Source organism: Alsobacter sp. R-9, from assembly GCF_054612375.1.
Window position 1 is genome coordinate 1 of record NZ_JBTSWJ010000001.1, and the last position, 13,844, is coordinate 13,844.

14 protein-coding genes are annotated in these 13,844 nt (G+C 72.2%); 8 read left to right on the plus strand and 6 right to left on the minus strand.

The genetic code is table 11. The annotated features are described in order from the left end of the window. The first annotated feature begins 756 nt into the window (after window positions 1–756). The gene (gene arsK / locus ACX9GQ_RS00005; protein WP_459627470.1) at window positions 757–1,989 is read left to right on the plus strand and encodes an arsenite efflux MFS transporter ArsK; all 1,233 of its coding nucleotides are present in this window, start codon (window positions 757–759) and stop codon (window positions 1,987–1,989) included. On the opposite strand, the gene chrA is transcribed toward arsK, so the two are convergent. Continuing rightward, window positions 1,969–3,261, minus strand: a complete 1,293-nt coding sequence (gene chrA, locus ACX9GQ_RS00010) for a chromate efflux transporter (RefSeq protein WP_459627471.1) — start codon at window positions 3,259–3,261, stop codon at window positions 1,969–1,971. The genes arsK and chrA overlap by 21 nt on opposite strands. Before the next feature lie 97 nt (window positions 3,262–3,358). Between chrA and ACX9GQ_RS00015 the strand changes: the two genes are divergently transcribed. From ACX9GQ_RS00015 to ACX9GQ_RS00045, 7 genes are all read left to right on the plus strand, one after another. Continuing rightward, the gene (locus tag ACX9GQ_RS00015; protein WP_459627472.1) at window positions 3,359–4,228 is read left to right on the plus strand and encodes a hypothetical protein; all 870 of its coding nucleotides are present in this window, start codon (window positions 3,359–3,361) and stop codon (window positions 4,226–4,228) included. Between the two features lie 237 nt (window positions 4,229–4,465). Continuing rightward, window positions 4,466–4,912, plus strand: a complete 447-nt coding sequence (gene aroQ, locus ACX9GQ_RS00020) for a type II 3-dehydroquinate dehydratase (protein ID WP_459627473.1) — start codon at window positions 4,466–4,468, stop codon at window positions 4,910–4,912. Beyond that, on the plus strand, window positions 4,909–6,096 hold the full coding sequence (locus tag ACX9GQ_RS00025; RefSeq protein WP_459627474.1) for an MFS transporter: 1,188 nt from the start codon (window positions 4,909–4,911) through the stop codon (window positions 6,094–6,096). The genes aroQ and ACX9GQ_RS00025 overlap by 4 nt, the downstream gene beginning before the upstream one ends. 517 nt (window positions 6,097–6,613) lie before the next feature. Continuing rightward, a complete protein-coding gene (locus ACX9GQ_RS00030) occupies window positions 6,614–7,834 on the plus strand; it encodes a multicopper oxidase domain-containing protein (protein WP_459627475.1) in 1,221 nt (406 codons plus the stop codon). A gap of 16 nt (window positions 7,835–7,850) precedes the next feature. Beyond that, window positions 7,851–9,077, plus strand: coding sequence for a multicopper oxidase domain-containing protein (locus ACX9GQ_RS00035; RefSeq protein WP_459627476.1), 1,227 nt, complete (start codon window positions 7,851–7,853; stop codon window positions 9,075–9,077). 13 nt (window positions 9,078–9,090) lie between these two features. Continuing rightward, window positions 9,091–9,765 (plus strand): SCO family protein, encoded by a 675-nt coding sequence (locus ACX9GQ_RS00040; RefSeq protein ID WP_459627477.1) that lies wholly within the window; start codon window positions 9,091–9,093, stop codon window positions 9,763–9,765. Between the two features lie 5 nt (window positions 9,766–9,770). Then, window positions 9,771–10,370 (plus strand): SCO family protein, encoded by a 600-nt coding sequence (locus ACX9GQ_RS00045; protein WP_459627478.1) that lies wholly within the window; start codon window positions 9,771–9,773, stop codon window positions 10,368–10,370. A 3-nt stretch (window positions 10,371–10,373) separates the two neighbouring features. On the opposite strand, the gene ACX9GQ_RS00050 is transcribed toward ACX9GQ_RS00045, so the two are convergent. From ACX9GQ_RS00050 to ACX9GQ_RS00070, 5 genes are read right to left on the minus strand one after another with little or no spacing between them, the layout of a single operon-like run. Continuing rightward, entirely contained in the window at window positions 10,374–10,853 is a 480-nt protein-coding gene (locus ACX9GQ_RS00050) for a prepilin peptidase (RefSeq protein ID WP_459627479.1), read from the minus strand. Beyond that, complete coding sequence (locus ACX9GQ_RS00055) at window positions 10,847–11,740, minus strand: hypothetical protein (RefSeq protein ID WP_459627480.1); 894 nt, start codon at window positions 11,738–11,740, stop codon at window positions 10,847–10,849. The genes ACX9GQ_RS00050 and ACX9GQ_RS00055 overlap by 7 nt, the downstream gene beginning before the upstream one ends. Further along, window positions 11,737–12,165, minus strand: coding sequence for a hypothetical protein (locus ACX9GQ_RS00060; RefSeq protein WP_459627481.1), 429 nt, complete (start codon window positions 12,163–12,165; stop codon window positions 11,737–11,739). The genes ACX9GQ_RS00055 and ACX9GQ_RS00060 overlap by 4 nt, the downstream gene beginning before the upstream one ends. Continuing rightward, entirely contained in the window at window positions 12,165–12,701 is a 537-nt protein-coding gene (gspM, locus tag ACX9GQ_RS00065) for a type II secretion system protein GspM (RefSeq protein WP_459627482.1), read from the minus strand. The genes ACX9GQ_RS00060 and gspM overlap by 1 nt, the downstream gene beginning before the upstream one ends. Continuing rightward, entirely contained in the window at window positions 12,698–13,807 is a 1,110-nt protein-coding gene (locus ACX9GQ_RS00070; RefSeq protein WP_459627483.1) for a PilN domain-containing protein, read from the minus strand. The genes gspM and ACX9GQ_RS00070 overlap by 4 nt, the downstream gene beginning before the upstream one ends. Between the last annotated feature and the right edge of the window lie 37 nt (window positions 13,808–13,844).

The window sequence follows — 13,844 nt, forward strand, 5'->3', positions numbered from 1 at the left end:
CGGCGCCTGCCGCGCCGCCGATGCCCGCGGTTGCGTCGCCGGGTCCTGCCGCACCCGCGCCACAGCCTCCCGCCGTTGCCGCCCGGCCGCCTGCAGCGGCCCCGGCACCGGCTGTCTCGGCCCCCGCTCCGGCTCCGGCCGCTCCGGTTCCGGCCGTCGCGGCGCGTCCGCCTGCATCTGCACCTGCGCCCGCTGCTCCCGCGCCGGCCGCGGCTCCGGTCCCGCCGCCCGTGGTGGCCACCCCTGCACCGGCACCGGCAGCGCCTGCACCTGCGCCAGCCGTCGCCGCCAAGCCCCCCGCGCCGGCCGCTGCGCCCGTGCCGCCGCCGGCAGTGGCGGCGACCCCGGCTCCGGCCGCTCCGGCTCCTTCGCCGGCAGTCGCGGCCAAGCCTCCGGTCGCGGCGCCGGTTCCAGCGCCGGCCGTCGCAGCCCGGCCGGCTGCCCCGACCGCGACGCAAGTGCCTGCTCCTGCGGCGGCTCCGACCGCGACGGCGGCCGCACGGCCGCCGCGTGCGCCGTCGGCGATGCCGGTCGCCGACGCGAACGTGGTCAAGCCGATCCGCGTGCCGCGTGCCAACGTGATGGACACGCGCGGCATCTGCGCCACCCCGACCTGCATGTAGCGGGGGCCTCCCGGGCGTGACCGGCGGGCCGCGGTGGTCCATGATCGGCCGCGGGGCGCGGGCATGAATCGGTCGTGACACGGGCTGGACGAGACGGACGGGACCGGCCGCGCCGGAGGGGCTCCGACCGCCGATGACCACGCGCCCGGGAGTGCCCGGTCCGGCCACCGTCGTGTGGCTGCTCGGGCTGACGCAGATCGTCGGCTACGGCTCGCTGTACTACGCCTTCGGAATCCTGGCGGCGGACATCGCGGCCGACCTCGGCTGGCCCGTGTCGTGGGTGTTCGGCGCGTTCTCGCTGACGCTGCTCGCCGGTGGCCTTGTCGCGCCGCGAGCCGGGCGCCTGATCGACCGGCACGGTGCGCCGGTGGTCATGGCGGCCGGCTCGACCTTCGCGGCGGCGGCGATGGTGGCGCTGGCGCTGGCCCCCGGGCCGGTCGGCTTCGTCCTCGGGCTCGCCGCCGTTCAGGTCTCGACGACCTTCGTCACCTATGACGCGGCCTTCGCGTGCATCGTGCAGGTGGCGGGACTCTCCGCCAGCCGGCGGATCGTGCACCTGACGCTCATCGCGGGCTTCGCCTCCACCCTGTTCTGGCCGCTGACGGCGTGGCTGCACGGCTTCGCCGACTGGCGGACCATCGTGATGGGCTACGCCGTGCTCAACCTCGTCGTCTGCCTGCCGGCGCATGCGTGGCTGCGCCGCGCGGTGACGCACGCCCAACCTGCCGCAGTGCAGGGCGTCGGATCGCCGGGCGCCGCCCGGGCGCCCGCGCCCTTGCCGAAGGCGCTGCAGCGGCGGGCGATGGTCGCTGTCGCCGTGGGCTTCGCGCTCGGCGGATTCGTGCTGTCGGCCATCCTCGCGCAGATGGTTCCGCTGCTCTCCGCCATGAATCTCGGCGATGCGTCGGTCGCGGTGTCGATGCTGTTCGGCCCGTCGCAGGTGCTGGTGCGGTTCGCCAACATGCGCTTTGCCGACGACCGGCATCCGGTGGTGCCGACCCTTGTGTCGGCGGCGCTGCTGCCGGTGGCGGTGTTGATCCTGGCGGGTGGCGGGGCCAGCGTCGCCGCGGCCTGCGTCTTCGCAGTGGTGCTGGGGGCCGGGTCGGGGCTGAAGAGCATCGTGCAGGGGACGCTGCCGCTGGCGCTGTTCGGGCGGGCTGCCTATGGCGAGCGGCTGGGGCGCATCGCCTCGGTGCGCCTCGTGCTCTCGGCGCTGGCGCCGTTCGTGCTGGCCGCGATGCTGGAGACGACCGGGCCGGTGGCGGCGCTCATCGGGCTCGCGATCGTCGGCGTCGGGGGCACGCTCGCCTTCGTGTGGGTGGTCCTCGCCTTGCGCAGCGTGCCGTCAGAGGGCGGCGAGGGCTGAGCCGGCGGCCGCGCAGAGGGCCACGACCATCCACGGCGGCACCTTCCACGGGCCGAGGAGGAGGAAGGCGACGGCCGCGAGCCCAACGTCGGCAGGGCCGTGGATCGCGGTGGTCCAGACGGGGTCGTAGAGCGCCGCCATCAGGAGGCCGACGACGCCGGCATTGATGCCGGCGAGCGCCGACCGGGCGGCGGGGGCGCGTCGCAGGCGCTCCCAGAAGGGCAGTGCGCCGATGACCAGCAGGAACGACGGCAGGAAGACGGCCAGCAGCGCCACGAGTCCGCCGCGCCAGCCGTTCGGCTCCGGGCCCATGGCGGCGCCGAGGTAGGCGGAGAAGGTGAAGAGGGGGCCCGGCACCGCCTGCGTCGCGCCATAGCCGGCCATGAACACGTGCTGCGAGACCCAGCCCGGCGGCACGACGGCGGCCTCCAGCAGAGGCAGCACGACGTGGCCGCCACCGAACACGAGCGATCCGGCGCGGTAGAACACGTCGACGAGGCGCAGCGCCTGCGACGGCACGGCGGCGGCGAGCAGCGGCAGGGCGACGAGCAGCACGGCGAAGACTGCCAGGGCGACGGCCCCGGCCCGGCGCGAAACGACGAGGGGCAGGGCCACCGTCTGCTCGGCGGCCTGGCCCGGCAGGACGAGGCGCCCGGCGAGGCCTGCCAGCAGGATTGCCCCGACCTGGCCCGCGGCGGTGGGGACTGCGAGGACGAGGACGGCGGCGAGGACGGCGATGGTCGCGCGCTCGCGGTCCGGCGCGAGGGTGCGGACCATGCCGAGCACGGCCTGCGCCACGACGGCGACGGCGGCGATCCTCAGCCCGTTCAGCCAGCCTGCTCCGGCCGGGTCGCCGACGGCGGCGACGCCGTAGGCGAACAGGACGAGCGCCACGGCCGAGGGCAGGGTGAAGCCGACCCACGCGGCCAGCGCACCGGCGTAACCCGCGCGCGACAGGCCGATGGCGATGCCGACCTGGCTCGACGCCGGACCGGGGAGGAACTGGCAGAGGGCGACGAGGTCGGCGTAGGTCCGGTCATCCAGCCAGCGGCGACGCGCCACGTATTCCTCGCGGAAGTAGCCGAGATGGGCCACCGGGCCGCCGAACGACGTCAGTCCGAGGCGCAGCGCGACGGCGAGGACCTCCGGCCAGCGGGCGGGGCCCGCTGTTGGTGCCGTCCGGGAGATTGGTGCGTCCTCGGCGGGCGGGGGGCCGGATGCCACTGTCACGTTTCCTTCCTCCGCCGTGTACCGCTGCCGTGTCGGCGCCATGGCCGGCCGTCCCCCGGCTTCGTGACGCGGCTACCGGGGGCGTCGCCGGTGTGCTACGTTTGGGCATTCTTTGCTTCATTTTCCTGACGTTTGCACGATGCGTTCCCTCCGACGCGTTGAGGATACCGAGGAAGCGCGGGCTCGTGCCCGGCTGCTGGCTCATTTCGAAGATTATCCGGAGTCGGTTTTCTACAGCCGGCAGCTCGAGGTGCTATTCGAGCGCGAGTACTTCCACTGGATCACCAACCGGGCCATCCGCCGACTGGTGGAGGAGGGGAGGATCGTCAGCGAGACGCGGCGCCTCGCCATCGGTTCGGAGGTCAAGCTCCTGTGGAACCGCAAGTTCCGTTTCCACAGGCGGGCTGCGAGCGACGTCTTCGCCATGGTCGACCGCTACAGCAGCGCGGCGACCGACGGCACCCTCGGCCTGCAGGGAGAGCATCTGATTCTCGCCGCGTTCGCGCGGGGCCAGTACCTGCTGCACGGAGAAGGAACGAACCGCTTCAACGGTCTGCAGTGGGACGAAACGAACCACGACCTCGACTTCATCTTCGAGAAGAGCGGGAGCTTCTACGGGGTCGAGGTCAAGAACACGCTGCGGTATCTCGACGTGCAGGAGTTCGTCATCAAGGTCCGGATGTGCCGTCATCTGGGCATCAAGCCGGTCTTCGCGGTCCGTGCCCTCCCGAAGACGTGGATCGAAGCCCTCATCCAGGCGGGCGGCTATGCGATGATCATGAGCTACCAGTTCTATCCGTGGACCCACGCGGATCTGGCCCGGGAGATCCGGGCGAGGCTCAGCCTCCCCGTCGACACACCCCGGAGGATCGAAGAGGGGACGATGCTGCGGTTCGAACGCTGGGCCAGGAAGAGCGTGCCGGTTTCAGCGGACGGCGCCGGGACGGACCGACTGCTGAAACGTCTCGCCCCCGAGCGCGGCCTGCCGCAAGGTCGTCCGGATCGGTGAATTTGCGTGAGGATTCACGGGGGACGGGGGTGAAGTGCCTGAAAAGCCAACGAAACCCGCGCACCCCTATGAAGACGTAGCTTCTGGTACCCCGCCCGCGACCCTCGCGGCCGCCCCGGACGCGTCCTCTGCGCAGCGGTCCCGGGCTTGTGCAACCGGAAGCTGACGTGTCCGGGCGCTGCCCCGCGGCCGTCCTCTGCTATAAGGGCGTGAATCACGCCCGAACCGGAGCCTGCCATGAGCCGCCTCGTCTTCCTGCTGAACGGCCCGAACCTGAACATGCTGGGCAAGCGGCAGCCCGAGATCTACGGTCGCGAGACGCTGGCCGACGTGGAGGCGGACTGCCGGAGTCTGGCCGGGGACTTGCAGCTCGAGCTGCGGTTCCACCAGAGCAACCGCGAGTACGAGCTGATCGACTGGATCCATGAGGCGCGGGAGACGGCGGGGGCGGTCATCATCAATCCCGGCGCGTTCACGCACACGTCGATCGCCATCCTCGACGCGCTGAACATCTGCGACTGCCCCGTCCTCGAGGTGCACATCTCCAACGTGCACAAGCGGGAGGAATTCCGGCGGCACTCCTACGTCTCGCTGCGGGCGGACGGCGTGATCGCCGGGTTCGGGACGCAGGGCTACCAGCTGGCGCTGCGGCGCGCGGCGACCCTGATCGACGCGCGGACGTGACGGCCACTCCCGGCGCCGCGGCGCCGCCTGGGGCGGCCGTGCGGGTGCGTCCCGTGCGCTGGGCCACGCGGGCGGTGTTCTTCGTGCTCGGTGCCGCCGTCGCGGCCTGGGCGCCGGTGGTGCCCTACGCCAAGGCGCGGGTCGGAGCCGACGACGCGACGCTGGGCCTGCTGATCCTGTGCCTCGGCCTCGGCTCGCTGACGACGATGCCCGTGGCGGGCTGGCTGGTGGGGCGGTTCGGCTGCCGGCTCGTGCTTCCGGTCTTTGCCGCGGCCATGTGCCTGTCGCTGCCGCTGCTGGGGCTGGCGGCGACGCCGCTGCAGCTCGGGGCGGCGCTGCTTCTCTTCGGGGCGACGGTCGGGGGGCTGGACGTCGGCATCAACATTCAGGCGGTGGCGGTGGAGCAGGCGGAGCGGCGGCCGCTGATGTCCGGCTTCCACGGCCAGTTCAGCCTCGGCGGGATCGCGGGAGCGGGACTGGCGACGGGGCTCCTGGCGCTTGGGCTGCCGGCACCCGTGGTGCTGGCGGCGACCGGCGCCGTGGCGCTGGTGGTGCTGGCGGCAGCGACCCCGCAGCTGCTGCCGCGCGTCGAGGGCCGGGGGGGAGGACCCGCGTTCGTCCTGCCGCCGGGGCCGGTGCTGCTGCTCGGGATGATGTGCTTCGTCGGCTTCATGGCGGAGGGGGCGGTGCTCGACTGGAGCGCGCTGTTCCTGACCGACGAGCGTGGCGTGGATCCCGCCTGGGGCGGCATCGCCTACGCGGCCTTTTCCACGACGATGACGGCCGGGCGGCTGCTCGGCGACCGTATCGTGGCCTGCCATGGCGGGCTGCGCGTGGTCGTCTGGGGCGCGCTGGCGGCGGCGGCGGGATACCTCGTCGTGATCGGCCTGCCCGGCATGGCGGCGAGCATCGCGGGCTTCGCCCTGATCGGGGCGGGTGCTGCGAACGTCGTTCCCGTGCTCTTCACGGCGGCGGGGCGCCAGGCGGCCGTGCCGGCGGAGACGGCGGTGGCCGGTGTCGCGACGCTGGGCTACCTGGGCCTTCTGGTCGGACCCGCGCTGATCGGCTTCGTGGCGCATGCGTCGACCCTCGCCACATCGTTCGGGCTCGTCGCGCTGCTGCTGGTGTCGGTGGGGATGGCGGCCAAGCGTGCGATTTCGGGCGGTCCCGCCCGGGCGGAATAATCCAACCGAAGTATTTTCACGGGTTTGCGAGGGAGTTCCGAAGGGGCCGTGCCCGACCCTCCGATGGTCCCATCGTGCGTGCCCGCCGACAGCGCGCCACGGTCCGGGCCCGGATGGCCGTGGACGCCGACCGACCGGGCCGGGGCGAAACTGACAAGACGCTGACAAGTTGAGCTAAATTCGGGCTAGCGCGAGGCCCGGCCTGCGGTCGGATGGAGAGGCCCTGCCCTCATTCTGCCGCTTTCGGCCCCTGATTCCCTTGGATTTTTACCATTTTGCGACTGGGACCAAGGGTCCGGGGACCATGGGACTATTGGCAACCTGGAGTTGCTGCGTTGGTCCGTTCCGTAAACAGAAGGTGAAGCGTAATCCGTCAATTGCGACTGACCACGAGCGCTGACGGACCATCCGCACCACGCTTCGACCTAGGTCCGTCGCCGGGCGGGCTGCCCGGACACGAGTTGCCGCCGCGAGGCGGGTTCGGGCGGGACGACCGCCGCAAGGGACGGGGGCGAGCATGGAACGCCGCGATTTTCTCAAGCTGTCTGCCGCCGGCGCGGCCGTGGCCAGCGTCGGGTTGAGCCCGGAGCAGTCCGCGGCGCAGACCGCCGGGCCGAAGTCATTCACGCTGAACATCATCGACACGCAGATGGAGCTGATCGACGGCACCATCGTGAACGCGGTGTCGTATACGCCGGCCACGGTCGGCACGCCGCGCATCCCCGGCCCGGTGCTGCGGGTCCGCGAGGGCGACGCGGTGACGATCCTGCTGAAGAACATGCGCAAGGACACGCATGCCTTCGCCATCGCCGGCACTGACGTTCCCACGACGACCATCGCGCCCGGCGCGACGGCGACCGTGAGCTTCACGGCCCCGGTCGCCGGCACGTACCTGTACCACGACAACCGGATGGGCCCGTTCTTCCGGGTACTTGGTCTCTACGGCGCGTTCATCGTCGAGCCGGCCGCCGGCTCGACCGGCCTGGCCATGACGCCCTTCAGCTACGACAAGCTGAACGCGAACCAGAAGACGGTGGTCTCGCGCCTGTTCAACGCCTTCGGCACCTCGACCCGGTTCCCCGGCGGGAAGTGGAAGCCGTGCGCGTCGGACCGCGAGTACTCCTTCCAGGAGCGCATCTGGATCCTCAACCAGGTCGACCCCCGCTTCAATGCGCTGCTCGTCCCCGGCGGCGTCTGCAAGAGCGACGCGAGCCTGACGGGTGACATGAAGTCGACGTGGCAGCCGCGCTACTTTCAGATCAACGGCCGCTCCGGCTTCGACCTCGCCGAGGGCGATGACGTCGTCATCCGCAACTACCTCGGAGAGCCGACCCTGATCCGCGTGGTCAACGCGGGGCTCTGCTACCACTCCAATCACATCCACGGGAACCACCTGATGGAGATGACGGAGACGGACATCAACCCGGCATCGCCGACCTACCTGAAGAGCGTCGTGAAGACGAATTTCTTCGAGCGCGACGTGTGGTCGATGCAGCCGATGCAGCGCAAGGACATGCTGCTTCCGCTCGAGTGCCCGCCGGACATCCCGGAGACGCAGCGCGCCCCGCTGTTCGACACGAACACGAGCCAGGAAAAGCTGCCGCTCAAGTACGTCATGCACTGCCACACCGAGATGTCGAACACCGCCGGCGGGGGCAACTACCCGCAGGGCATGGTGACGCACTGGGAAATCATCGGCGGCGTCGGCAGGCGCCCCGCCACCATGGCCGCGCTGTAAGGGACGGGGGACCGCCATGACCGAGACCACCTCCACCGTCGGCACCACCGACACGACGTCCGCGGACGGGCTCGCCAACGGCGCCGTCGCGGTCGGCATCGCCGGCGCCGCCACCGCGGCCGCCACGACCGCCGCCTCGGCAGCCGCCGGCCCGGGTCCGTTCTCCGGCGGCCTGCCGGACTTCGCGAACCTGTCGACGAGCGGGCCCGAGACCTACGAGACCTACGGCTGCAAGGTGTACAACGGCAGCCCGCCCACGCCCGACTGGCAGACGGCGGACGTGTGGTTCGACCGCAAGTTCTCGACGACCACGATCCAGATGTGGGACGGCGCGATCATACCCTTCTGGTGCTTCCAGGACGAGCTGGTGGGCAACACTTCGGCCACCGTGCCGTCGCCGCTCATCCGCGTCACGGAGGGCGACATGGTGCACGTCCGCCTCTCGGCGGCCAAGAACGTGCACACGATCCATCACCACGGCATCGAGCCGACGACCTTCAACGACGGCGTCGGGCACGTGTCCTTCGAGGTGCAGCAGTACACCTACCAGTGGAAGGCGAACACGCCGGGCACCTGGATCTACCACTGCCACGTCAACACGCCGCTGCACTTCGAGATGGGGCTCTACGGCGCCATCGTCGTCGATCCCAAGCCCGTCAACGGCGTCACCGCGGTGTTCAAGGGCGGTCCGACCTACGACGTCGAGAAGATCTGGGCGTTCGACGACGTCGATCCGCGCTGGCACACGCTGGACCACGCCGCCGGCCTGTGCGGCGAGGACGTCGGGCTCAACGTCTTCCAGCCCAAGTACTTCATGATCAACGGTGCCCCGTCCAAGAAGGGCGTGTCGCTCACGAAGGCGGCGATCAGCGCCCGGCAGGGCCAGAAGATCCTGATCCGCACGATCAACGCGGCCTACTCGCACGTCCGCATGAAGATCGAGGGCCTCGAGGCGACGCTGGTGTCGGTGGACGGCCACCCGCTGAACAAGGACTGGAACGGTCCCGTCACGATCCCGCCGATGACCGAGATCAGCAACGCCACGGCCCAGCGCCACGAGCTGATCATCGACCTCGCCAGCGCCGTGAACAAGGCCGCGATCGCCGCCAAGCCGGTCGCCTGGGGCACGGGCAAGAGGTCCTTCAAGGTCGAGTTCGAGTTCCTCGAATGGGTGGGCTGGGAGCGCCACAACAAGGGCACCGCCTACGAGGGCTACGTCACCACCACGATCGACATCGTCTGACGGGAGAGGACCGATGCGGCTTCATTCCTCGCTCGCCACCGTTGCCATGCTGGCCCTCTCGCTCTCCGCGGGCGCCCTTCCGGCGCTCGCCGGCGGCAGCCGGCTCGGGAACCCCGTGTCCGAGCGCACGATCATCATCGAGAGCGACACCGAGACCTCGGACACGCCCCAGTACCGGCCGCCCCGCGTCGAGGACCTCGGCGGCCCCTTCACGATGATCGCGCACACGGGCGAGACGGTCTCGCAGGACAGCTACCCGGGCAAGTATCTCGTCGTCACCTTCGGCTTCCCGGGGTGCCGCGAGTCCTGCCCGGTGGCGCTGGACCACCTGTCCCGCGCGCTCGAGATCCTCGGTCCCGACGCCGGAAAGGTGCAGACGCTGTTCGTCGACATCTCGATGGATCGCAAGCCGGACCCGCGGGCCATGGGCCAGTTCCTGAGCAACTTCCACGAGTCCATCGTCGGGCTCGTGGGAACCCGCGCCCAGGTCTCCAACATGGTGCGGAACTTCAAGGTCCGCCGCCAGTACGCTCACCTGGCCTTGAGCGCCAGGGAGACGGGCCCGCGCATCGACCACTCGACCTATGTCTTCGTCATCGACCCGCAGCGCAAGACGCGGGGCTACTTCTACCACAACCTGGCGCCCGAGCAGATGGCCGAGGCCCTCCGCGCGGCGATCAAGGAGTGACGGCCATGGCTGGACTGCTTTCGCGGCGCGGCCTGGTCGGTTCCCTTCTGGCGCTCGCGGGCAGCGCGGCAGCCGCCCCGTCCTTCGCCAGCTCCCTGCACGGGGACCGGCCCACGGGCGTCGACCTTTCCCCGCTGTTTCGCCTGACCACGCACCGGGGCGAGAAGCTGGCCAGGCAGGTGATCCGCGGACGGCCTTTCATCGTGCTGTTCGGCTACACGAACTGCCCCGAGGTGTGCCCGACGGCGCTCAACGACCTGTCCGCCCACCTCGCCTCGATCGGCGAGGGCGCCGACCGGCTGGCGGTGCTGTGGGTCACGGTGGATCCCGAGCGCGACACGGTCGATCACATCAACACCTACCTGCAGGCGTTCGACAGCCGCATCGTCGGCCTGACCGGGAGCGTCGAGGACGTGAAGTCCGTCGCCGACGCCTTCGGCGCGCCGTTCCGCCGCGGCAACGTGGTGTCGTCCACGAGCTACAGCATGGACCACTCGTACATGATGTTCGTGATGGACCGGTACGGCCTGCTCGCCCGGACCGTCGGCTACACCGAGCCGTCGCAGAAGCTGGCCGACCTCTCTAAGAAACTGCTGCTGCAGTAGGCGTCAGCCGAGCCAGCCGGCCATCTCCATCCCGCGTGCCGCGACGGCCCCGACCGCGAGGAAGGGGCCGAACGGCATTTCAGGTGACGCCCCGTGCCTTCGGCGGCGCAACAGCGCCACGGCGAGGCCCGTGAGCGACGCGACGACCAGCATCGCCGGAAGCGCGGCCAGACCCACCCAGACGCCGGCCGCCGTCACGAACTTGACGTCGCCGAGCCCCATCGCCTCCCGGCCGACACGCCGCGACACGGCAAGGCGGACCAGAGCCATCGCCGCGCCGCCGACTGCGGCGCCCAGCGCGGCCATGAGCGGAGACGGAAAGCCCGTCAGCAACACCGCGGCGATCCCGATGGCGAGGATGGCCGCGTTGAGGCCGTCGGGGATGATCATCCGCCGGGCGTCGATCCAGACGACCGCCGCCATCAGGCCGAGGAAGAGCGCCTCGGCCGCGAGCGCGGTGACCTCGCCGGCGCCGCTCAGCACGGGGGCAGGCCGGACGGTGACGGCCAGCCGGCCGCGCGCACGGGCGAGGGGTCGCGCCGCACCTCGACGATCCGCAGCGGCGGGGCGGGCGGGATGCCGAGCTCGGCGACGATGTCGATGCGGGCGACGGCGCGCGGCGAGGCGGCGGCGGCGCGCACGGTGAAGGCCCGGCGCTCCGACGGCGCGATCCACGCCGCCGGCAGGCCGCCGCTTCGGGCACCGCCGCCGAGTGCCTCCAGCAGGGCGGGCGAGGCCACGCCGGGGTCGATGCCGATGCGGTTGGAGTGGGCCGTGACGAGCGGCAGCAGGGCGGGAAGCAACGCGTCGCCCGGCGGCGTGAAGGCACCGACCTCGTAGGCCGAGCGGACGGCCCTGAGCTGCGTGATGCTGCGCCGCTCCTCCCGGCGCCGGCCATCCTGTCGGGGCGCTTCCGGCGGCGGCGCGGCGGCGGCGCGGTCACGGGCCGCGAGCAGGCCGGCGACGATGGCGCCGGCCTCGTCCGGGGGGCTGCCGGCGGCGGCGAGCACCGCTGCGAGAAGGGCCGGCGGCGCGAGGTTGAGATTCACCTTGCCGGCCTCGTCCTCGATGCCGACGAGCGCGACGACGTCCTCGCCAGCACGGCAGGCGCGCGGCGTCCCGTCGAGGGAGGGCAGCGGCAGCGCGCTGCGCTCGCCGGTGAGCTCCGCCACGAGTTGCAGCGCGGCACGGGCGGCGGCGCCTTCGGCGGCCAGCGCAAGCCGCGCGTGCTCGGAGGCTGCACCGGCCGCTGCAACGCGCGTACGGGCGGAGGCGACGTAGGCCATCCCGACGAGGCCGACGAGACCGACCGCCCACAGGGCCATGATGAGAGCGAAGCCGCTGTCCCGGCGGCCGCGCGTGGATGTCACGGGGCGGGCTCGTGAAGGTCCAGGCGGACCTCGCCGGCGGTGCCGGTGATGACCACGCCCTCGTCCGCGATCTGCTTCACGGTCCAGCCCTCGGCGGAGCTGCCCTCGGTGACCCAGGCGGGCGTGGCCTCGCCGAACCGCAGCAGCGCCTTGCGGACCGGCGGAGCGATGAGGACGCCGATGACGCGGGCCGGGGGCGGGCCGGCCGCGGGCTCGGCGACGGGGGCCTGCACCTCCTCGACGGGAGGCGGTGCGGGGGGCGCCTCGACGGGGCCGCCGCCTGGCTTGCGGGTGCGGGCGAAAAGCGGGCGCTCGAGGATGTCGCGCAGCTGGGTCTCCGCCTGGGGGTCGTCCGCCTGCGGCGGCGCCGGCGCGGCGATGGCCGCGAGCGGGACGAGCAGGGCGAGGGCGAGCGCCGCGCGCATCAGCGGCCCCCAAAGCCGACGATGTCGAGCTGCGCCTCCAGCGGCGTCAGCTCGCCGGGCGCCTCCTCGCGCGTCAGGGAGGCGCGGACGACGGCACGTGACACGGCCAGCATGGGCGTGCCGGTTTCGAGGCGGGCCACGGCCTGGCCGAGCGACCGCATGGGCCCGGACATGTCGACGCGGATGCCGACCGTCGCCGGGCGCCCCGCCGTCTGCGGCAGTGCCGAGACGGAGAGGATGCGCACGCCACTTGCCGCTGCCGCGCGCTTGACCGCGTCCTGCAGGGCGGCCGCGCGCACCGCATCCGTGGCGCCGGGGAGGAACACGTCGGCCGGGACCGGTCGGTCGGGAGCCAGCGCGCCGAGGGCCCGCTCGTAGCGGGCGAGCAGGTCCGCCTTGCGGACGAGGTCCTCCGTGCGGTCGGAGAACCATGCGGCCACGGGATCGACGAAGGCGAGCCAGGCGAGGGCGAGGATCGCCGCGTTCACCACCCAGAAGGCGGCGCGGCTCGCGACGCGGGAGAGGCTCGCCGTCATGGCAGCGTCTCCGGCGCGGGCTGGGGATGGCGCAGCGCGGCGCGGATGGTGAAGCGCTCGCGCTTCTCCTGCGGGTCATAGACCACGGCGCCGGCGAACGAGGCCTCGCGGAACAGCGGGCTCGCCTCGATGAGCGGGATGAGCGCCGCCGCGGAGGTGGAGAAGCCGGACAGGCTGACGTCCCGTTCGCCGAGCTGCAGCTCGACGATCCAGGTGTCGTCCGGCACGACGCGCGTGAGCTCGCGCCAGACCACGAGCGGACCGGCCTTGGCTCGGCGCTCGCCCAGCGCCTCGACCAGGGCCCTCGCGTCGCCGGCGCTGCGGGCTCGGGCCATCGCCTCGCGCGCCTGCGGTCCGATGGCCTCCAGCCGGCGGTCGAGATCCTCTCCGCGCTGGTGGAGGTCCCAGGCGGCCCAGCCGGCGAGGCCGGCGGCACCGGCCACGGCGACGGCGGCGAGCGTCTTCAGCATGACGCCGGCCATGCTGCGGCGTGCCGGCGCGAGCCGTGCGAAGAGCGCGGCCTCGCCAGAAGGCCGGACCATGACGGCTGCGACCTGGCGCACGTCGAGACCGAGGCGGGCGAGCTGCATTTCCATCCAGTCGCGCGGCACCAGCGCGATGCGCAAGGTCGCCTTGCCCGTGCCCGCGGGATCGGGCTCGCAGGCATGGGCCGCATGGAAGCGCTCGGGGGAGAGCGGGGTCTTCCGGCGCACGACGTCGGCGACCAGCGAGGGGGCGGCCTCCGTGGCCGCCGCGGGCAGGGGGATGCGGTGGGACAGCACCATGGCCGGCGGCGGCTCGATGACGACCGCGGCACCGCGTGGGGCGCGGACCCGCCGGAGCGCGGCGGCCATCCCGCCGGCGGCGAAGGATGCGACCGGCATCGACACGGGTGTCCCGGCCTTGCCGCGGTTCAGGCACACGATCTCGACGTCTGTCCCGGCGGGACGCAGCACGACGAGGGAGGCGCGGGGGGATGCCAGGGGGTCCGGGCGCAAGCCGGCGAGGGTGGCGCGGGCCTCGGCCGCCCACCATGCCCGCACGCGAGCGAGGGCCGGGAGAGAGGCCGGCGGCGCCTGCGGGACGGTGGCGTCACCCATGCTCATGCGTCGATCCCGCGAATCGTGGAGGACGACGGACTAC